Source organism: uncultured Streptococcus sp. (assembly GCF_963536705.1).
In the GTDB taxonomy this organism is placed as follows: Bacteria; Bacillota; Bacilli; order Lactobacillales; family Streptococcaceae; genus Streptococcus.
The window spans coordinates 151,659-173,240 of record NZ_CAUTAP010000001.1; the positions used below are offsets into that span (position 1 = coordinate 151,659).

Below are 21,582 nucleotides of genomic sequence, written 5' to 3' on the forward strand. Positions count from 1 at the left end.
TCTGCATCTTGGACAGGAGGGAACAATGGCAAAGAGACTTTTAATATTGGAAAACGGCATGATTTTCGAAGGGGAAGCTTTTGGAGCGGATCTTTTTGTGACAGGTGAAATCGTCTTTAACACAGGCATGACAGGCTATCAGGAATCGATTACGGACCAGTCTTATAACGGCCAGATTTTGACCTTTACCTATCCCTTGGTTGGAAATTATGGTGTCAATCGAGACGACTATGAATCCATTCTGCCAACCTGCAAGGGAGTGGTGGTCTATGAGTATGCACGTCGTGCCAGTAACTGGCGCCAGCAATTGTCTTTGGATGAGTTCCTCAAAATCAAGAAGATACCAGGCATTTCGGGAATTGATACAAGGGCACTAACCAAGATTATCCGCCAGCATGGAACTATGCGGGCAACTATTGCCAATGCGGATGATAGTATTGAGCATTTGCAAGACCAGCTGCAGGCGACTGTTCTGCCAACTGATAACATCAAGCAGGTGTCTACCAAGCAGTCCTATCCAGCTCCGGGAACGGGTCGCAGTGTGGTATTGGTTGACTTTGGTCTCAAACATTCTATCCTGCGGGAGTTAGCTAAGCGCAACTGCAGCGTGACAGTGGTGCCTTATGATACCAGAGCTGAGGAAATTCTCCAGCTCAATCCTGACGGCGTCATGCTGTCCAATGGACCGGGAAATCCGGAAGATGTGCCGGAGGCTCTGGACATGATTCGTGGTGTTCAGGGCAAGATTCCAATTTTTGGGATCTGTATGGGACATCAGCTCTTCTCCATGGCTAACGGTGCCAAGACGCATAAGATGAAGTTCGGCCACCGTGGCTTCAACCATGCGGTACGCGAGATTGCAACAGGCCGAGTTGACTTTACCAGTCAAAATCACGGCTATGCAGTCAGTCGTGAGGATTTGCCAGAATGCCTGATTGTGACTCATGAAGAAATCAATGATAAGTCTGTCGAAGGTGTGCGCCATCGGGATTATCCTGCCTTTTCTGTGCAGTTCCACCCAGATGCTGCGCCGGGACCGCATGATGCAGACTATCTCTTTGACGAGTTTATGGAAATGATGGATGCCCATCAGGCTTACTAGGAAGCAAGATTGAGAGGTGCACTATGCCAAAACGTAAAGATATTCAGAAAATTATGGTCATCGGTTCTGGTCCTATTGTTATCGGTCAGGCTGCGGAGTTTGACTATGCTGGGACCCAGGCTTGCCTGTCCTTGAAAGAAGAGGGCTACAGTGTTGTCTTGGTTAATTCTAACCCAGCAACCATCATGACGGACAAGGAAATTGCGGACCGAGTTTATATCGAGCCTATCACGCTGGAGTTTGTTGCGCGGATATTGCGTAAGGAGCGGCCAGATGCTCTGCTGCCTACTCTGGGTGGCCAGACCGGACTCAATATGGCCATGGAACTATCCAAGTCAGGGCTTTTAGAAGAGCTGGGAGTGGAACTTTTGGGAACCAAGTTATCGGCCATTGACCAAGCGGAAGACCGAGACCTATTCAAGCAGCTGATGGAAGAGTTAGGCCAGCCCATCCCTGAGTCAGAAATTGTCAATACAGTGGATGAAGCGCTGGAATTTGCGGCTGGCATCGGCTATCCAGTCATTGTTCGTCCGGCATTTACACTGGGAGGAACTGGCGGCGGTATCTGTAGCAATGAGGAAGAGCTGCAGGAAATCGCAGAAAACGGCCTCAAACTCTCTCCGGTTACTCAGTGTCTAATCGAGCGCTCCATAGCAGGTTTTAAGGAAATTGAATACGAAGTCATGCGGGATGGTGCAGACAATGCATTGGTCGTATGTAATATGGAAAACTTTGACCCAGTCGGCATTCACACAGGGGATTCAATCGTCTTTGCGCCTAGTCAGACTATCTCAGACTATGAATACCAGATGCTGCGGGACGCCAGTCTCAAGATTATTCGAGCTCTGAAGATTGAGGGTGGCTGTAATGTGCAGCTGGCTTTGGACCCGCATAGTTTCAAATACTATGTCATCGAGGTCAATCCGCGGGTTTCTCGCTCATCAGCCCTTGCCTCTAAGGCGACTGGTTATCCGATTGCCAAGCTAGCGGCTAAAATCGCGGTCGGGCTTACATTAGATGAAATCATCAATCCGGTGACAGGCTCTACCTATGCTATGTTTGAGCCGGCTCTGGACTACGTGGTCGCTAAAATTCCGCGCTTTCCATTTGATAAGTTTGAGCAGGGTGAGCGCCGTCTAGGAACCCAGATGAAGGCGACAGGCGAAGTCATGGCTATCGGTCGCAATATTGAAGAAAGTCTGCTCAAGGCCTGTCGCTCTTTAGAAGTTGGTGTGGACCACAACGAGTTGCCTGCTCTCAGTCAAGTAAGCGATGACGAGCTGATGAGGAAGATTGTCAAGGCGCAAGATGACCGACTTTTCTATATCTCAGAGGCTATTCGCCGTGGTTACAGTCCTGATGAAATTGCCGAACTGACCAAGATTGATGTCTTTTTCCTGGATAAGTTGCTCCACATTTACGAAATCGAGCAGGAGTTGGCCAGTCATATCGGAGATAGCTATGTGCTCAAGAAGGCCAAGCAAAACGGCTTTGCGGATACTAAGATTGCATCCTTGTGGGGCATGACAGCTGAGCAGGTGCGTCGCATCCGGCAGGAGCAGAAGATTGTGCCGGTTTACAAGATGGTGGATACTTGTGCTGCTGAGTTCGAGTCTGCGACGCCTTATTTCTACTCTACCTATGGCTTTGAAAATGAATCTGTCAAATCCAGCAAGGAATCTGTTCTGGTGCTGGGTTCTGGTCCTATCCGAATCGGACAAGGGGTCGAGTTTGACTATGCGACGGTTCATTCTGTAAAGGCTATTCAGGCAGCTGGTTATGAAGCGATTATCATGAACAGCAATCCGGAGACTGTATCGACTGACTTTTCTGTCTCTGATAAGCTCTACTTTGAGCCGCTGACCTTTGAAGATGTCATGAATGTCATTGAGCTGGAACAGCCTAAGGGGGTTATCGTCCAGTTTGGCGGGCAGACAGCCATTAATCTGGCAGAACCCCTGTCCAAGGCTGGTGTGAAGATTTTAGGTACCCAGGTAGCGGACTTGGATCGAGCTGAGGACCGAGATCTCTTTGAGCAGGCGCTGAAGGAGCTGGATATTCCGCAGCCGCCGGGCCAGACAGCCACTAATGAAGAGGAGGCAGTAGAGGCTGCTCGTAAGATTGGCTTCCCAGTCCTGGTGCGACCTTCCTATGTCTTGGGTGGCCGTGCCATGGAAATCGTAGAAAACGAAGCGGATCTACGCTCTTATATGCGGACAGCGGTTAAGGCCAGTCCAGACCATCCAGTTTTGGTAGATTCTTACATTGTTGGGGATGAGTGCGAAGTGGATGCTATTTCTGATGGTCGTCAGGTCTTGATTCCAGGGATTATGGAGCATATTGAGCGGGCAGGGGTTCACTCAGGGGATTCCATGGCAGCCTATCCGCCACAAACTCTATCGCAGAAAGTCAAGGATACTATTGCAGACTATACCAAGCGTTTGGCTCTGGGACTCAACTGTATCGGCATGATGAATATTCAGTTCGTCATCAAAGATGAGCAGGTCTATGTCATTGAGGTCAATCCGCGTGCCAGCCGGACTGTTCCTTTCTTGTCTAAGGTGACTGATATTCCAATGGCGCAAGTAGCGACTCGTTTGATTCTTGGGGAAAGCTTGGCAGAGCTGGGCTATGAAGATGGTCTTCATCCAGAAAGTTTCATGGTTCATATCAAGGCGCCAGTCTTCTCCTTTACCAAGCTGGCCAAGGTTGACAGTCTTTTGGGACCTGAGATGAAGTCTACCGGCGAAGTCATGGGCAGTGATCGCACGCTCGAAAAAGCACTCTACAAGGCTTTTGAGGCTTCCTATCTCCATCTGCCAAACTTTGGTAATGTCGTCTTTACTATTGCAGATGACAGCAAGGAAGAAGCCCTGCAGCTGGCTCAGCGTTTTGCCAATATTGGCTATGGTATCTGGGCAACCAAGGGAACAGCCTCCTATTTTGAAAATCACGGCCTACACGTCCGTCTGGTGGAAAAAATCGGCAGTGATGATCACAAGGACATCCCAGCCTATATCCGCAAGGGCAAGGTTCAGGCTATTATTAACACGGTCGGAACTAAGCGGACAGCTGACAAGCATGGTCAAATAATCCGCAGCTCAGCTATTGAGCACGGAGTGCCCCTCTTCACAGCCTTGGACACAGCTGATGCTATGCTGAAAGTGCTGGAAAGCCGCAGTTTCACTACAGAGGCGATATAGAGCTAGATTTTTGTGTTCCAGATTGTCGTTTGCCGGTCTGAAAGTTGGAAAAGTAATCTCAAACGGTTAAGCTTGAGAGAAGCATTTGTCCAAGTTTATTCTGTCCTTGAATAGTCATAATAAATAACCTTTCAAAATATATTGAAATTAAAAGCAAAGAGGAAGTGGGAAAGAATTCTACTTCCTTTTTGCTTTATTTTCTTAAAAAACTTGACAAAAAAGTTGACAAGGTGTATGATATTAACCGGTTAATAAACCAGTTAATAATGAGTTAAGGAGATGTTATGAAACGAGCTTTAAAATTCTTAGCCTGCCTTAGTCTGCTGGCCCTGGCCTTGTGTCTCTGGGGGTGTCAGTCTCAAAAGGAATCCAGTCAATCTAGTTCATCGCGAGGATTGAGGATTGTAACCAGCTTTTATCCTATTTACTCCATGGTTAAGGCTATATCGGGCGATCTAAATGACGTGCGCATGATTCAGTCTAGCAGTGGCATTCATGATTTTGAGCCTTCAGCCAATGATGTGGCAGCCATCTATAATGCAGATGTCTTTGTCTATCATTCACGGACCTTGGAGTCCTGGGCGGGAGAGCTGAATCCTAGTCTCAAGAATTCCAAGGTTCAAGTCCTTGAGGCTTCCCAGGGAATGGAGTTGGATCGAGTCGCTGGCTTGGAAGATGTCCAAGCGGGAGAGGGAGTGGATGAGAAGACGCTCTATGACCCCCATACCTGGTTGGATCCTCAGAAGGCTGCAGAGGAAGCCCAGATTATCGCCGACAGGCTGTCAGAGCTGGATAGCGACCATCGGGATACTTATCAGGCCAACGCCCGAAAATTTCAAGAAGAGGCCCAGGAGCTGACAGAACGCTATCAGGAGATTTTTGATAGAGTGCCCAACAAGACCTTTGTCACCCAACATACAGCCTTTTCTTATCTGGCCAAGCGCTTCGGGCTGACTCAGTTGGGTATTGCGGGTATTTCACCGGAGCAGGAGCCTAGTCCGCGTCAGCTGACAGAGATAGAAGACTTTGTCAAGGAGCACAAGGTGAAGACCATTTTTGTGGAAAGCAATGCTTCTTCCAAAGTGGCTCAAACCTTGGTCAAGGCGACCGGTGTACAAATCAAGGAGCTGAATCCTCTGGAAGCAGACCCAGCCAACCAACTATCTTATTTAGAAAATTTAGAAGAAAATCTAGCTGTTTTAGCTAAAGATTTGAAAGGATAAAAGACAACCATGAAAAAGAAATATTTTCTTGCTTCAGCTGCTGTATTAGCTCTTGGTATCGGAACTTACGGTCTTATCCAATGGCAAGCTCAGCCCCGACCTCAGACCAAAGATAACAAAGTAGCCTATATTGAGGACAAGACTTCGGGCGACAAGACGGATAAAAATTTGACATCTGACCAAATCAATGATGAGGAAGGTATTGAAGCAGAACAAATCGTTGTAAAAATCACAGACAAAGGCTACGTCACTTCCCATGGAGACCATTATCATTACTTTGATGGAAAGGTGCCTTTTGATGCTATTCTCAGCGAAGAGCTGATTATCCGGGATCCTAACTACACGCTGCAAGAAGCAGATATTGTCAATGAGGTCAAGGATGGTTATATCATTAAGGTGGAGGGGAAGTATTATCTCTACCTCAAGGATGCCAAACATACCAGCAATGTCCGCTCGGTGGATGAGATTGCGAGGCAGAAGAAGCTGCATAAGACCAAGGAAGAAGGCGATAGTGGCAAATCTTCCGCAACAAAATCAAGCAGGACTCGCGATTTCAGCCAGCCCAGCAAGTCCCTCGCTGCGGGAAAGACAGCCGCAGACCTTGCAGGAGTTTCTTACCAAGGTCAAGGGGGATATAGGACGGATGATGGTTATGTTTTTAGTCCGTCTGATATCATTGAGGATACTGGCGATGCATTTATCGTGCCGCATGGCGGGCATTTTCACTATATTCCCAAGAGCGACTTGTCGCCAGCAGAATTGGCTGCGGCTCAGAGCTATTGGAATAGCAGGCGGGCTGGCGGACGGGTGAATCCGCCTAACTACGGCAGGACAATAGCTTCTTCCAATACTTGGAATCAGAATAGTGCTATCAATCAGGGTGGGCCAGTCTCAAATCCGTCTCCACAGCTGCCAAATCATTCAAAGATTGAGCAGCCAAGTCCTGGCTTAGCGGTTACTCAGCCGAATTCATCTAATCCGCTTCAGCCGTCTCAGCCATCCTTGCCAAGTCTGCTGCAGCAACTCTATGCCCTGCCTCAGTCTCAGCGCTATCATGAAGGGGACGGCGTGGTATTTGACCCGCTGAAAATCAGCCGTCGGACAGACAAAGGGGTCGTTATACCCCACGGAGACCACCATCATTTCATTCCTTATGACAAGCTATCAGACTTGGAAGCGAAGATTGCCCACTTGATTCCTATTGGCTATACTTACGAGCCGCTGGGCGATCCACTGCAAGCTTTGAAGCCTCAGCTACCGTCACAGCCTGATCACGACCATGGTTTTCATGCGGAGGCTGTCATTGGCAAGGACGACCAAGGCTACATGGTATCGCACGGAGACCATGCTCATTACTTTTACAAGAAGGACTTGACTGCTGAACAGATTCAAGCAGCGGAGCGGGTCTTGGCTAAGCAGCAACCAGTAAAACCGTCAGCAGCAGTCAATGACGCTGAACGTTATTCACGCGATGCCAGTGATGAGGAAAAGATTGCTTATATCTGCCAAACCTATGGCGTTCCCAAGGAGGCGGTTCGCATCTCAAACGGTTTCTTTGTCTTTAATAACCCTGACCAAGCCTACGATCCGACTCATATCCACCCCTATGCTGTTCGCAAGGAGCATGTCCGCATTCCTCTGGTAACGGGCAATGCAGAGCTGGACTTCATGAATGAGCTCTACACAACAGCCTTGCGCTCAGGTCTTTCGCCTTACAGTCTGCAGGTGGAAGATGGTCAGTTTGTCATTCCTCATGGCGACCACAATCACTATATTAAGATCCAGTCCAAGGGCGCAGCAGAAGCCTTGAAAAATCGTCTGCCTCAGATTCAATCTAAGTATGAGCAGGGCGATTATGATGAGGCTGCTGTTTTGCAAAAGGTAGAAAGCCTAAAAGCGGACAGTCAGCGTCTCTATGCCGATGATCCTCTTATGCAGCGGCGGATTGAGATGGCTTTGGGGCAGTTTGTGGAAACCATGAAGAAGCTGCCTAGCAACTCAACAGCTGGTTATTTGAGCAGTCTGGATAACTTTGATAAGCAGTTTATCCATATGGATCAGACGGTCAAGCCAATCCAAGAGACCGAGCTAGACAAGACCTATCAAGGGCTTTTGGAGAGAATGAACCGACTTGACACAGATAGCTATGGGCTGAAGAAAGCTGACTTGCTGCAGCGTCTGCAAAATGCTTATGCTGGGCAGAATCAAGCTGAAATGGCAGAGCTAGGACAATTACTATCTGCTTTAGAAGATTATCATGATCGAACAGGCGTTACAGCGGTTGATTATATTCGTTATTTCTACCAAGCATTAGAGGATGGACGTTTGAGCCCTGAGCTGCGCAGAAAAGCGGCTGGGCTGACCTTGACACTCTATAAGTCCCAAGCCTTTATAGAAGCGACCAATCTCCAGCAGCTTTTCCCCGCTCTCTATCAGACTAAGAAAGAGATCGTAGCTGCCCTTGCTAGCGGTCAGCCTTCTCCGTCCTCTGAAAAGACAGAGTTGGATCAGGGAGAGCCCGATCAGCCAACCTATAAGGCTATGATTTATGACTTTTTGAAGGGTATTTATGATGATTTTGGCACCTCGGATGATAGTGAGAAGAGTGCTCAAGCACTTGTCTTCCTTGGAAAAGCTCAGGAACTTCTTGGAGAAATAAAGGACCAGAACAGCCGAGCAGACTATGCAGCTAGAATCTTAGAATTAGGTAAGGAATTAAAGAGCAGCAGCTCAGACAAGCAAGCTTTACTGGCAGCAAGTCAGAAGCTTTTGGATCAGATGAGCCGAACCATTGCCGGACAAAAGGAAGAGCCAGCTAATACGGAAAATCAGGAAGTTTATCAACAGCTTTATAATCTGCTCATGTCTATTCATCAGTATTTGGAAAAGAATCAAGGAAGTGAGCAGCAATACCAGCAGCTGGACCAGCTTTTTGATAAGCTTGGACAGAGAGCTACAGACAAGAAAGAGCTGCTTAAAGAAATCCTAGCCTTCCAGCAGTCACTCGTCCATCCTGAGGGGGAAAACGAGTCCGATTCTCAGCATAGGGAAGATGATGACTATCATTTTAATCTGCAGGATATGGTCGGAGCGGATGAGCAAGGCTATCGGGTAGCCCATTTGGATCACGAGCACTATATTTACAAGAAAGACTTGTCAGAAGCCGAGCGTCAAGCAGCAGATGCCTATGCGGTGCAAAAAGGCTTCTTGAAAGCACTGGCTGAACAGCCTGCTTCTGGTCAGGTAGCAAGCAGCGGTGCTCCAGAAACTGCGCAAACAGGCAATCTACCTTCTGAATCTGCCACTGGAGAAGCAGCTCAAAACCAATCTGACAAACCGGCAGAAGCTTCGACAGCTGCAAACCCAACTGGTCAATCAAGCTTAGCAGCGAGTTTTGGCATGACAGAGGAAGCATTCAACCAGAAATTGCAGGAGCTTTCTCAGCTCTACGGTGTCAGTCCAGAGACTTTCAGCTATAATCCAGCAAGCAGAAGCATCAGCTTTACAGGAGCTGACGGCCAGCTGAAAACTGTTAAGATTAGCTAAGCTTACATTTTGATGTAAAATAACAATAAAACGAATGATGAAGACCAAGCCAAGTCTAAGACCATCATTCGTTTTTGATTTTCACAAGCCTATACTTATTTGATTGATATTGTGTTAAAATAAACAGAGAACAGTAGCATGCTAAAGCAAGTTCAGAAGGATTTCTTGAGGATTTACATAAACAACGTGTGGAAGAAAATCAGAATAATCAATAAAACTGGTAATATGCTGAAAATCCATTAACTTAAAAGAAGGCGTTATATGGCCATAGGAGGATAAGTGGTGAAAAGAGATAATATATTTATAGAAGAAAAAATCAATGAATTAATTAAAATTAACAAATCATCAATTGATGAGTTGGTTGAAGAATTGGAAAAATTAAAGCAAGGTGTAAATCCCTATAAGCGCCCGATAGAAAAAGTTATCAGATCAGTACAGCTTGATAATTCTGTTTGCCAAAAAGAGAATATGATAGCCACCTACACTGCAGGCTAGTCTATTGAGAAATTCAAAGAAGAGTACCTTAAATTTGTCGATAGTCTTCTTCCTGTTTGGTTTAGTAATTCAGGATATGATGAAATGATATGGGCCCTTTCCATTGGAATTCTTTTAGAGATTGATGAAGAGACTTTTGATAAGTTGGTGGATTTGGTCAAAAAAGATGATCCAGAAGATTATTTGATTGATTACTTGATTCAATCACGTCATCCAGATTGGAAGATTCGGATAAACTATAATTTCCCAAGACCCTATGGCTTTACTCGAAAGATCATCGAGGAAGAAAATTCTGAAAATGCTGTAGCTCTTCTGAAAGAATATCTGGAGAAAAAATGGTATCAGGGAAGCAGAGATGAAGGCTGGTATGATTTGCATAAGCGGAATATTGATAATTATTATGGCTATTGGTCCTTTGAATCAGGCGCTATTTGCAAAATCAAGGGCTTGGATTACAAGGGCTTGGAAGGTGTTCCGTATTTCCCTTATGATTTGGTTGCTGAAGGAGCGAAAGACTAGTGTGTGCTAAGAGATATTTAAGTGATAGAATTAGTGGCTTACAGAAGTAATGGCTGTACCCTTTATAAAAACGAACAAACAAAATTAAAAACAACAGAAGAACGAGAAAGGTCATAAAAATGAAAACGATTTATTTAAGTAAAAAAGATATGTTGGAAATCTGTCAAGATGGTGATAAGTATTTCTTGCGTTATCCAACTTTTAATATTACAATGCTAGAAGTAGTTCAAGAAATCCCCAAAGAAGCTGCAGATAGTTACATGTCGGGAGAACATACTGGCAAAGAGTTGATGAATTATGCGCAGTATGGTTTTTGGAAATCTAAAAAGCAATTTACACAAGAAGAGTCGGACAAAATTTTTATACGAAATAATCCCGATTTAATTTTTAATGATTTATCTGATAATAAAAAAATATTTTCTCCTGAAGAATTTAGACAACTCGCCACTCAAGCCATCTCTTCAGAACTCAAGCCAACTGAACTTGACGCTATTTGTACAGTTGATAATCATTTGGAGCTTCTTCTAGTGGATCCAATTGACTGGCAGGAAGAAATAGAGGCAGTCCATCTGGAAATTCTGCAAGAAAAACTCAATAACTATATCTACTTCCTCGAAAGCAAGCAGTATGTGGCACGATACGGCGATAGCTTTGATAAAAAAGTCATTCATATCACATTCCAGTATTCCCCATCTGACAACGGTTTGGCCTTTCTCGCAGCTGTTCAGAAAGTGTTACAACCTACAGATATGAGCGTGAAGGTAGAATTGCCAGAGTGAGAAAAAACCACAGAAATTCCTCATGAACTTCTGTGGTTTCGTTTTTATTCTTGATAGGAAACAATGCCGATGATTGTATCGACAGCGCGTTCCATGGTTTCTAGGCTGACATACTCAAAGCGTCCGTGCATGTTCTCGCCGCCGGCAAAGAGGTTGGGAGTCGGGATGCCCATAAAGGAAATTTTAGAGCCGTCAGTTCCGCCACGGATAGGCTCGATGATAGGCTGGATGTCCAGACTTTCCATGACTGCCTTGGCGATATGGATAGGTGTCATGTCCTTTTCAATGACCTGCTTCATGTTGTAATACTGGTCTTTGAGGGTTAGGATAACTCGCTCGCTGCCCAGCTCTTGGTTCATCTTTTCAGCAATAGCCTGCATAGAAGCTTTGCGATTTTCAAAAGCCTCTGTCTCAAAGTCGCGGACAATGTAGCTTGCTTGAGCTTCTTCGACAGTACCGGTCAGGTTCATCAGGTGGTAGAAGCCTTGGTAACCCTCAGTCTTCTCTGGTCGGTCGGCTTCTGGAAGCTGGTTGTGGAAGTCAATAGCCAGCTGGAGAGCATTGACCATCTGGTCTTTGGCAGTTCCTGGATGGACATTGCGGCCTTGGAAGGTCAGCTCTGCTCCAGCAGCGCTAAAGGTTTCGTACTGGAGTTCACCTAGAGGTCCGCCATCCACTGTGTAGGCAAAGTCCACATCGAAGTTTTCAGCGTCAAACTTATCAGCTCCGATACCGATTTCTTCATCTGGTCCAAAGCCAACTCGGATTTCTCCGTGCTTTATTTCTGGATGGGTAGACAGGTATTCGATAGCAGTCATGATTTCAGCAATACCTGACTTGTCGTCTGCTCCCAAAAGAGTGGTTCCGTCAGTCGTAATCAGGGTTTGGCCCTTGTATTTATGGAGACTGGCAAAGTCCGCAGGATCTAAGTTAAAGCCAGATTGTCCCAGCGGAATCACACCGCCGTCATAATTCTCAACGACCTGCGGCTGGATGTTTTCCGCGTTGAAGTCTGCCGTATCCATGTGGGAAATAAAACCAATCTTGCGGGTAAAGCTAGGGTCGTTGGCTGGCAGAGTTCCAATCGCAAAGCCGTTGGGCAGGTAGTAGACATTTTCCAAGCCAACCCGCTTCATCTCAGGAATGAGGACATTGTTGGCAAAGTCCACCTGACTCTGGGTGCTGGGTGTAGTAGTAGATGTCTCGTCTGAGCGCGTGTTGACCTTGACATAGGTCAGGAAACGATCTAAAAGATTAGGATATTTCATGAGTGCTCCTTTTTCATTTCATTTAAGTCTATTTTAGCATATTCAGGAGAGAGTGAGAAATGTTTTTCGTTTCTTGAGGACAAAGGTAAAATCTAGCAATTAGTTTTATATCTTGTCAAAATCTGGTAAACTATATCTATGCAATTGGAAAAAACAATCAGCAAAGCTGTGATTTTGGGGGCTTCGGGAGGTATAGGTCGTCAGTTGACTAGGGAACTGGCTACAAGGACAGACCAGCTGGTCTTGGTCGGCAGAGATGAAGCTAAGCTCACTCAGCTGCAAGAGGAGCTATCTGGAGTCAAGGCCAAGCTTTCCTACAGAGTATTGGATTTGCTGGATACGGCTGCGGTAGACGATTTTGCTCAGCAGCTAGAGGCAGATTTACTGATTAATTGCTGCGGTCTGGCTAATTTTGGTCCAGCTCTATCTCTTTCAGAAGCTGCTGAAAATGCCCTATGGCAGGTTAATTACCAAGCACCGATTCGGCTGATCAAGCAAGTCGCAGAGCGCAATTGCAAGATAAGACTTGTCCAGCTTTCATCACTAGCGGCACTTTGTCCCCATCCTTATCTGGCAGCTTACAGCGCCAGTAAGGCCGCTTTGCAGACCTACTGTCTAGCCTTGCAAGAAGAGATGCGCCTCAAAGGCTCTGAAATGAGAGTTTGTCTTTATATACTGGGACCGGTTCGGACTGCCATCTTTCCTCCAGAGTTACAGAATGCTTTAGGTGGAAGTCAGTTGCAAATGAGCCCGAAGATAGCAGCACGACGCATCATCGGACTGCTCCAGCAAGGCCGTTCCTATGCTATAGTGGGCAAGAGATATCGACTACTGGCTTGGCTCATGAAGCTACTTCCGCAAAGATGGATTATCCGTTTGATTGGCGCATATCTACGAAAGGGGCTTTGAACATGAAACTTATTTTTTTCCTGCTGACATCTGCTTACCTGCTTCTCTTTATCTTGCGTTGGCTCTTGTCTTTGGCTTATTTGAAAAAAGGGCAGAGCTCTTCATCAGACTTTCAAGAGGAGCTTTATACGGTGGTTCAGCCCATCCTATCTGGTGATCCTCGTTTGGAAAATGATTTATTAGCCAATCTCCAACAGACTGAAGCAGTTGAGTTTTACTGGCTGATTGATCAGTCTGACCCAGAGGCGCAGCGAGTGGCTGACAAGATTTGTCAAAATCCTTCTTATGCCCAGCGCATTCGCATTTTTCTCATGGAGGATGTCCCCCAGGGGATTAATCCTAAGAGTTATAAGATTGAGCAGATTATAGATGAGCTGACTCGACCATATCTGATTGTTCTCGATGACGATAGTGTCATTGATTTTTCAAAAATGGGAGAATTGACAGATTATCTGGGTGAGAATGTTATTTTGACCGGTATTCCCTATAATCAAGAGCGAAGTAATTTCTGGTCCAAGCTAGTGGCAGCTTTTGTCAATGGAAATTCTTTCATTACCTATTTTACCATGGCTGAAGTCAAAGCCAACCACTCGATTAATGGAATGTTCTACATCCTGCCACTTGAACTGGCTAGGGAGCAGAAGCTCTTCAGTGCTATAAAAGACTACCTATGTGATGATTTGGCTGTAGCGGATTTTCTGCGCAGCAAGGGAGTGGAGATTATCCAGACGCGGGTGACCTGTAATGTTCGGACTACTATCAAAGATGCCAAGCAATATCTGTTGCAGATGAAGCGTTGGCTGCTTTTTAGCTCTATCTATCTGAAGGAGCACTTGGACTGGAAGGTTATTTTTTTAATTGCTCTGCCTAGTTTCCTGCCCCTTCCTGCCTTGCTCATTAGTTTCTTTCTTGGCTGGCCTTTTGTGCTGCTGGCTTTGATTTTGCTCTTGGTCAAGGCGGTTTGGATGCTGGCTTATCGTCGTCACATTCTATCCGGTCGGCCGCATCCTGATGAGGTGTTCTACGAAGTCCTGAATGATTTACTCTTGCCTTGGCTTTTCCTCTATGTCTTGCTTAGTCCGCGGGTGATTAACTGGCGAGGAAGGAAGATTCGAGTGACGGATGGGAAAATCCGCTATGAGTAAGATGAAGCAGTACTTGGATAAGTTGGATGCTCTGTCGCTAGACCAAACCATGTTGAAATCTAGCAAGGTCTTGCTTTTTCTCAGTGGCAGCAGTCATTTGGAGAGTACTAGTCTGACTGAAGGACAGCTTGAGTTTCTTGACCAGATTTGTCCACCAGATTTTTCAGTAGTGCCCAGTAATTTTCCATTTAATCAGGGATTTGAGCACGGGAGACAAATCCAAGTTTCCTTGTTGACAGCTTCCATTTCCAATATCCGTTACTATTGGCATACTCTCTACAATTCTCGCTTTAAGGAGGCTTTGCAGCAGCATTTATCTCCTTTACTGGATGCTGAGGAGGCTGTCATTATCTGTAAAAGCTCGGGACTCAATATGCTGACCCAGTGGCTGGAGGGCTTGGGTGAGGAAAATCTGCCGATCAGACTGAGAGTGATTGCGCTGGGGCCTGTTTCACGCAGACTCCTAAATCGCAAGGATATTGACATACTGGTCATTAAGGGAAAGAAGGATGTTTACAGCAGATTTCTAGATGGCCATCCAGCTGATGTGATAGTGGATAGCAACCATTTTGATTATGAATACAGGGAAGATGTGAAAGGATTAGTTTATGAATGGATTAGAAAAAGTGATAAAGATTGATGTGATTAGTGTGCCATTTAGTGGCCACCTACTGCCTACTTTGACCTTAGTCAAGCCTCTGCTGACGGATCCGCGTTTTCGGATTCGGGTCATCACTGGCTGCCAAAAGAAAGAGTTAGTAGAGGAAATCGATTTTGACTGTCTAGCCCTCTTTCCAGAAAGACCGACAGTGATGGAAGACATCGCCAATACTCCGCAGCAAAGCAATCTTCTGATTGCCTATCAGCAGTTTCGGGCCAATTCCAGACTCATTCCCGAAGTTATAGATGAATTAAATCGAATTTGGAAAGAGGGTGGTAAACCAGATTTGGTCATAGCGGATTTTGTTGCTTCACCAGCAGGCTTGATTTCTGATCGCTTTGGTATCCCATGGATAACCACGATTCCGAGTCCGGTTGCTATTGAGTGCCGGACGACAACTCCGACCTATTTAGGGGGCTGGAAACCTCATCAGGGTGTCTTGTACAAATTCAGAGATGCCTTAGGCAGGCAAGCTATTCGTTGTGGAAAGAAAATGGCCTTTGCTTTAGTCCGGAAGAGTTTGGGAGACTATCAAAATTTTAAACTCTATCGGGAAGACGGCACAGAAGCCATTTATTCGCCGTACTCTATCTTAGCTTTGGGCATGAAAGAGCTAGAGTTTCGAGACGATTTTCCTAAGCAGCTTCGCTGGGTTGGCTACAAATGCCTGTCCTTTGATCGTCTGCCTGCAGCTCATGAGTCTTATTTTGAGACCGATAAGAAGCGGGTTTTAGTGACTTGCGGAACGCATTTAAAATGGGAGAAGGAGCGCATGGTGGAGCGGGCGAAAAAGCTGAGTCAGCTCTACCCAGATTACCTCTTTTACGTCACCTTGGGAGAAGCTAGTGGCTTGGAGAATCCTCCGCAAAGACTGGCGGAAAACCTGCTGCTCTTTGACTATCTGCCTTATACAGATATTCTGGATAAGATAGATTTTGCCATTCACCATGCGGGGACGGGTATCATGATGGCCTGTATTGAGCACGAGATTCCCAGTCTCATTTTGCCACAGGATTATGACCAGTTTGACAATGCCGTTCGTGCTGAGCTGGCTCAGGTGGGGCTGGTTGCTCGCAGAAAGACTGATGCAGAAGTGTTGCGGCTTTTTAAGGAATTGACAGATCGCGCAGACTGGTCTCAGTTGAAAACTCTTGCCCAGCAAAGTAAAGAATATCAGCCTACAGAGATTCTCTATCAAGAGCTAGGGCGGCTGCTTAAGGTTGATTTATAACTGGAGAATTCGACAAACTGTTTAAGTATGTCTCCAACATTAAAATATCTGAATTATTAAATTTCCCTATTCTTTTCAAGGAATAGGTTTTTTGGTCTATTCAAGTCTTTTTTAAGATGTTAAAATGAAAGTGATTACAAGAAAGTCGTTGGAAAGTCAACTTGGCTTTCTCTGAGTGACTGAAGAGGAAAGATGATGAAGAAAGCAATTCTAATGATGACTTTTGGCTCGCCAGAGGAGATTAGCTTTGAGGGAGTGGCTGAATTTTTTACCAATATTCGCCGAGGCGTCAGACCGCAAGACCATGAGATTCAGACCCTTTATGATAACTATGTCCTCATCGGTGGAACGCCTCTGCAGCGTATCAGTCTAGAAGAGGTGGAAAAGGTTCGTCAGCGTTTGGCTGGCGAGTATGCGGTTTATTTTGCTAATAAATTTTCACGTCCTTTTATACCAGATGTGATTGAGCAGATGGAAGAGGATGGTATTGAGGAATGTATCTGTTTAATCCTAGAGCCTCATTTTTCTTACTATTCTGTCATGGGTTATGAGAAGTTTATCCAGAGTGACTCCATCCGCTTTAATATCATTAAGGAATGGTATCAGGAAGAAGCTATTCTTGGTTATTGGGCAGAGGAACTGAGAAAGATTCTTACAGAAGAGGTTGGAGAAGAGACCTTCAAGATTTTCTTTTCAGCCCACAGTGTGCCTATTCTGGCCTTGGATTTCGGAGATCCTTACATTGATCAGATTTATGACAATGCCCGCTTGATTGTTGAAAGGATAGGTCTGACAGAAGAGGATTATCTCAATGTTTGGCAAAGCGAGAGTGACATCGGACTCCCTTGGATCAAACCTGACGTGCTGGACTACATACGCCAGCAAGAAACACATCCGCACCATTATATTTTTGTGCCGATTAGCTTTATCAGTGAGCATATAGAGGTCCTTTTTGACAATGACGTGGAGTGCAAGGAACTTTGCGAAGATTTGGGTGTTGCCTATCATAGACCGCCTATGCCCAATGCAGACGACCGTTTAATTGAGGCCCTGATTCAAACTATCCGCCGCCATGAGAATGAACCCTTCAAAGAATGTTTTCCAGAAGCTGAAACCTTCGATGAATTGCAGCCGTCGGAGGAGAGCATCCAGATTCTTGCAGAGGACGAAGAGCTGAAAATGCCAGATTTCGTCAAGAAGCTGATTGAGAAAAAGGGGCGCGAGAATGTTAAGATGCCGTATTTTGTCAAGAAAATGCTGGAGAAAGCTGGAAAACTGCCCAAGAGTTGATTGTTCATATTCGTTGATGACTTTATAAGATCATTCTAGAAGGAGAAAATGTGAGACTTTGGCACCAAGATTTGATTGAAAGACTTCCGCGCCAGCAGCTTTTAGGCCAGCATCGAGAATGCGCAGCCTTACGAGGACGAGGGTGGGGCAAGCCGCATGCGACGGTCAACTACGTTTTTGAGCACAGCCCTTATTGCCTGTATGCTTATCATCTCTTGATTATGGAGGAGATGCAAAAGCGGGGCTATCAGCCAGACAGCCTTTGGCTGGATAAGGACTATCGCGGCAAGACCTGCCCTCCTTACCAGGAGTTGCTAGCTGAGGAGCTTGAACATCCCATTTATCCAGAGCATGATGCAGCCTATCTGAAAGAATGCTTGGAAAATCTCAAGGAGAAAGGAATAGAAATCTTCTGATTCCCAAGTACCAAGACTATAGCACAAAAAAGGAAGCTACAGCACTCTTCCTTTTTTGTTTCAAGTCCATGTTTTCAAAACTGCCGAATGTCTTGGTAAGTGACTGTTTCATTCTCGAAAAATGGGAAGCAATTCAAGGGCTGCTAAACTCTAAACTATGTTTGCTCCCTAAACATAGTTAGTCTAGATATTATGACTAGCTTTTTTGTATGTTATTTTGGAAAAAATACTAGTGATTTTAGGAACTCGAAATTTTTTTAAGTTTTCCGAGTTGTAATCATTGACATTACAATCTGATGTGTTATAATTTTAGATGTAATAAATAACATTACAACAAAATTTTGTAAATTAAAAGGAGGAATATATTATGGCAAACATTACAATTTTTGGACAAGGAAATATGGGACAAGCAATCGCAAGTGTATTCACTTCAGGTGGACATGAAGTTGATTTTGTAGGGAAAGAAGGTCTTACAAAACGTGCGGGTGATATTGTTGTATTGGCTGTTCCATACGCTGCAATTGCAAGCATTCTTGAAGCTAATAAAGCAGCGCTCGCTGGAAAAATCTTAGTAGATATTTCTAACCCTGTAAACTTTGAGAATATGGATGAATTGCTTACACCAGCTGGGAGTTCGGCAGCAGAAGAAATTGCTAAGTTAATTCCTGAAGCTCGTGTGGTCAAAGCTTTTAACACAAATTTTGCGGCGACAATAGCTGCGAAACAAGTCGCTGGTAAAGAAAAAACAACTGTTCAATTGGCATCGGCTGACCAAGAAGCTAAGAAGATTCTTGCTAGATATATCCAAGATGGTGGTTTAGATACGATTGATGCGGGCGAGCTCAAACGTGCCCGTGAATTAGAGGCAATGGGTTTCTTGCAAATAACACTTGCCGTACGTGAGAAAATCAACTGGACGGCTGGTTTTGCTGTTATTAAATAAAGAAAAAAATTAGCCTCAAAGCAGGCTAATTCTTAGACTGAAAACAAAATCCTCAGAAGTTTTACTTCTGGGGATTTATACTTTTATGAGTTCAAAATAAACTTCTCAATAGCTGTAGCGACCCCATTTTCCTCGCAGCTGTCTGTTACGGCATCGGCTAGGCTTTTGACATGGTCTGAAGCATTGCCCATGGCAACACCGAGGCCAGCATATTCCAGCATTTCGATGTCGTTGTTAGCATCTCCAATTGCCATGATTTCCTGAGGATTGACTTCCAATTGTTTAGCCAATCGCTCTAGGGCAAAGGCTTTGGTCACACCAGATGGCATGGCCTCGTAAATGACTGGCTGAGAGCGAACGCCGCTGAAACGTTGGCAGATTTCTTGGCCAAAGTCGGCTTCAAAAGCATCTACCTGCTCTTGGCTGCCTAAAAACATAGCTTGAAACATTCTGTGTTGAGCGCTGCAAGCCTCTTCCAGGCTAATCTCGGTTGGAGTGGTGAAGACTAAGCTAGCATCATTCACGACATAGGAACTGGCTTTTTCTCCGACGACGAAATAATGCTCCTCATCAAAGAGAGTCAGCTGGACAGGGCTATTTTCAGACAGGCTGTAGAGATAGCGAATATCCTGACCGCTTAGCTCTTGCCAGTCCACCAGACTCCAGTCGCTGGTCTGATGTGTAGCGCAGCCATTGTCCACGATAACATATTCGTTTTCTTGTGCAAGGCCCAGCTTGTCATAATAAGGCTTGACGCCAACCAAGGGACGGCCTGTGCAGAGAACCAATTTGACTCCTTTTTCAATAGCTCGGTGCAGAGCTTCGATGTGAGCCTGGGGAATTTCTTTTTTGCTGTTGAGCAAGGTGCCATCCATATCAAGTGCAAGAATTTTAATCATAAAGTGTCTCCAAAATTATTCTGTGATAAGTATAGCATAATTTACAGAGAAAGTCCGAGTCTATAGGAAAAATCACTGGTCTTGTGTTATAATAAATAGAATACCCTAAAAGGATGAGAAAAATGAATTTAGAAGATTTGAAAAAACGTCAGGAGAAGATTCGCAATTTCTCCATCATTGCCCACATCGATCACGGGAAATCAACCTTAGCCGACCGGATTTTAGAGGCGACGGAGACGGTTTCCAGCCGGGAAATGCAGGCCCAACTCTTGGACAGCATGGACTTGGAGCGGGAGCGCGGTATCACCATTAAGCTCAACGCTATCGAGCTCAATTATACTGCCAAGGACGGTGAAACCTATATCTTCCACTTGATTGACACGCCGGGACACGTGGACTTTACCTATGAAGTATCGCGGTCATTAGCGGCCTGCGAAGGGGCTATCTTGGTCGTGGATGCGGCTCAGGGGATTGAAGCTCAGACCTTGGCTAATGTCTATCTAGCGTTGGATAATGACTTGGAAATCTTGCCAGTTATCAATAAGATTGACCTGCCAGCTGCGGATCCAGAGCGGGTGCGGGCAGAGATAGAAGACGTGATTGGGTTGGATGCAAGCGAAGCCGTGTTGGCTTCTGCCAAGGCTGGCATCGGAATTGAGGAAATTTTAGAGCAGATTGTGGAGAAAGTTCCAGCACCTACTGGAAATGTAGAAGCACCGCTCAAGGCCTTGATTTTTGACTCAGTCTATGATGCCTATCGTGGGGTAATCCTGCAAGTGCGGGTTATGGACGGCGTGGTCAAGCCGGGGGATACCATTCAGCTCATGAGCAATGGCAAGACCTTTGATGTAACAGAGGTTGGCATCTTTACTCCCAAGGCCATTGGACGCGATTTCCTAGCAACAGGGGATGTTGGTTATATCGCAGCCTCTATCAAGACGGTACAGGATACTCGGGTCGGGGATACAGTGACCTTGGCGGACAATCCAGCTGCAGATCCACTAGCTGGCTACAAGCAGATGAATCCTATGGTCTTCGCTGGTCTCTATCCGATTGAGTCCAATAAATACAATGACCTGCGCGAGGCTCTTGAAAAGCTCCAGCTAAACGATGCCAGTCTGCAGTTTGAGCCAGAAACATCTCAGGCATTGGGATTTGGATTCCGCTGTGGTTTCTTAGGCTTGCTGCACATGGACGTTATTCAGGAGCGTTTGGAGCGTGAGTTTAATATTGATTTGATTATGACGGCGCCATCCGTTATCTATAAGGTCAATATGACGGATGGTGCTTCAATTGATGTGTCCAATCCGAGTGAGTTTCCGGATCCGACCAAGATAGACTCTATTGAGGAGCCTTATGTCAAGGCGCAGATTATGGTGCCCCAGGAATTTGTCGGAGCAGTGATGGAGTTGGCTCAGCGCAAGCGTGGTGACTTTGTGACCATGGACTATATCGATGATAATCGGGTCAATGTCATCTATCAAATTCCGCTTGCTGAAATCGTCTTTGACTTCTTTGACAAGCTCAAGTCCTCTACTCGTGGCTATGCTAGCTTTGACTATGAAATCTCCGAGTATCGCTCGTCCAAGCTGGTGAAGATGGATATTCTCCTCAATGGCGACAAGGTTGATGCTCTCAGCTTTATCGTTCACAAGGAATTTGCCTATGAGCGTGGTAAGCTGATTGTAGACAAGCTCAAGAAAATCATTCCTCGTCAGCAGTTTGAAGTACCCATTCAGGCAGCCATCGGACAGAAAATCGTGGCTCGTACAGACATCAAGGCCTTGCGTAAAAATGTCTTGGCCAAGTGTTATGGTGGTGACGTTTCTCGGAAGCGGAAACTCCTTGAAAAACAAAAAGCCGGTAAAAAACGAATGAAAGCTATCGGCTCTGTTGAGGTCCCACAAGAAGCCTTCCTCAGTGTCCTGAGTATGGATGAGGAGTAACGTCGTA

At 45.5% G+C, this 21,582-nt stretch carries 15 protein-coding genes and 1 pseudogene; 14 read left to right on the forward strand and 2 right to left on the reverse strand.

The window, feature by feature from the left end:
• Positions 1-25 precede the first annotated feature (25 nt).
• The 6 genes and pseudogenes from RWX26_RS00745 (at position 26) to RWX26_RS00770 (ending at position 10,867) form a co-directional block, all read left to right on the forward strand.
• Positions 26-1,102 (forward strand): carbamoyl phosphate synthase small subunit, encoded by a 1,077-nt coding sequence (locus tag RWX26_RS00745; protein ID WP_032909561.1) that lies wholly within the window; start codon positions 26-28, stop codon positions 1,100-1,102.
• 23 nt (positions 1,103-1,125) lie between these two features.
• Entirely contained in the window at positions 1,126-4,305 is a 3,180-nt protein-coding gene (gene carB, locus RWX26_RS00750; protein WP_314578226.1) for a carbamoyl-phosphate synthase large subunit, read from the forward strand.
• Between the two features lie 284 nt (positions 4,306-4,589).
• A complete protein-coding gene (locus tag RWX26_RS00755; RefSeq protein WP_314578229.1) occupies positions 4,590-5,528 on the forward strand; it encodes a metal ABC transporter solute-binding protein, Zn/Mn family in 939 nt (312 codons plus the stop codon).
• Positions 5,529-5,537: 9 nt separating this feature from the next.
• Positions 5,538-9,074: a pneumococcal-type histidine triad protein gene (locus RWX26_RS00760; protein WP_314578232.1), complete on the forward strand. Its 3,537-nt coding sequence runs from the start codon at positions 5,538-5,540 to the stop codon at positions 9,072-9,074.
• Between the two features lie 282 nt (positions 9,075-9,356).
• Positions 9,357-10,088, forward strand: a pseudogene (locus tag RWX26_RS00765) (PoNe immunity protein domain-containing protein).
• A gap of 119 nt (positions 10,089-10,207) precedes the next feature.
• A complete protein-coding gene (locus RWX26_RS00770) occupies positions 10,208-10,867 on the forward strand; it encodes a DUF6572 domain-containing protein (protein ID WP_314578234.1) in 660 nt (219 codons plus the stop codon).
• 44 nt (positions 10,868-10,911) lie between these two features.
• Here the strand turns inward: RWX26_RS00770 and pepT are convergent, their stop codons facing one another.
• Positions 10,912-12,135 carry a peptidase T gene (gene pepT, locus RWX26_RS00775; RefSeq protein ID WP_314578237.1) on the reverse strand — a complete coding sequence of 408 codons (1,224 nt, stop codon included), beginning with the start codon at positions 12,133-12,135 and terminating at the stop codon, positions 10,912-10,914.
• Between the two features lie 138 nt (positions 12,136-12,273).
• Here pepT and RWX26_RS00780 point away from each other — a divergent pair, with 138 nt between their 5' ends.
• From RWX26_RS00780 to RWX26_RS00810, 7 genes are all read left to right on the forward strand, one after another.
• Positions 12,274-13,044, forward strand: a complete 771-nt coding sequence (locus tag RWX26_RS00780) for an SDR family NAD(P)-dependent oxidoreductase (protein WP_314578240.1) — start codon at positions 12,274-12,276, stop codon at positions 13,042-13,044.
• Between the two features lie 2 nt (positions 13,045-13,046).
• Positions 13,047-14,189 carry a glycosyltransferase gene (locus RWX26_RS00785; protein WP_314578245.1) on the forward strand — a complete coding sequence of 381 codons (1,143 nt, stop codon included), beginning with the start codon at positions 13,047-13,049 and terminating at the stop codon, positions 14,187-14,189.
• Positions 14,182-14,829 carry a hypothetical protein gene (locus tag RWX26_RS00790; RefSeq protein WP_314578248.1) on the forward strand — a complete coding sequence of 216 codons (648 nt, stop codon included), beginning with the start codon at positions 14,182-14,184 and terminating at the stop codon, positions 14,827-14,829. The genes RWX26_RS00785 and RWX26_RS00790 overlap by 8 nt, the downstream gene beginning before the upstream one ends.
• On the forward strand, positions 14,798-16,081 hold the full coding sequence (locus RWX26_RS00795; RefSeq protein WP_314578252.1) for a glycosyltransferase: 1,284 nt from the start codon (positions 14,798-14,800) through the stop codon (positions 16,079-16,081). Before RWX26_RS00790 ends, RWX26_RS00795 begins: the two co-directional genes overlap by 32 nt.
• A gap of 195 nt (positions 16,082-16,276) precedes the next feature.
• Positions 16,277-17,371 (forward strand): ferrochelatase, encoded by a 1,095-nt coding sequence (hemH, locus tag RWX26_RS00800; RefSeq protein ID WP_314578419.1) that lies wholly within the window; start codon positions 16,277-16,279, stop codon positions 17,369-17,371.
• 50 nt (positions 17,372-17,421) lie between these two features.
• On the forward strand, positions 17,422-17,787 hold the full coding sequence (locus RWX26_RS00805) for a TIGR02328 family protein (RefSeq protein ID WP_314578255.1): 366 nt from the start codon (positions 17,422-17,424) through the stop codon (positions 17,785-17,787).
• Positions 17,788-18,154: 367 nt separating this feature from the next.
• On the forward strand, positions 18,155-18,730 hold the full coding sequence (locus RWX26_RS00810; protein ID WP_314578256.1) for an NADPH-dependent F420 reductase: 576 nt from the start codon (positions 18,155-18,157) through the stop codon (positions 18,728-18,730).
• Between the two features lie 83 nt (positions 18,731-18,813).
• Here RWX26_RS00810 and RWX26_RS00815 read toward each other — a convergent pair whose 3' ends face one another.
• Positions 18,814-19,629: a Cof-type HAD-IIB family hydrolase gene (locus tag RWX26_RS00815; RefSeq protein WP_314578258.1), complete on the reverse strand. Its 816-nt coding sequence runs from the start codon at positions 19,627-19,629 to the stop codon at positions 18,814-18,816.
• A gap of 122 nt (positions 19,630-19,751) precedes the next feature.
• Between RWX26_RS00815 and lepA the strand changes: the two genes are divergently transcribed.
• The gene (gene lepA, locus RWX26_RS00820; RefSeq protein WP_314578260.1) at positions 19,752-21,575 is read left to right on the forward strand and encodes a translation elongation factor 4; all 1,824 of its coding nucleotides are present in this window, start codon (positions 19,752-19,754) and stop codon (positions 21,573-21,575) included.
• The last annotated feature ends 7 nt before the right edge of the window (positions 21,576-21,582 follow it).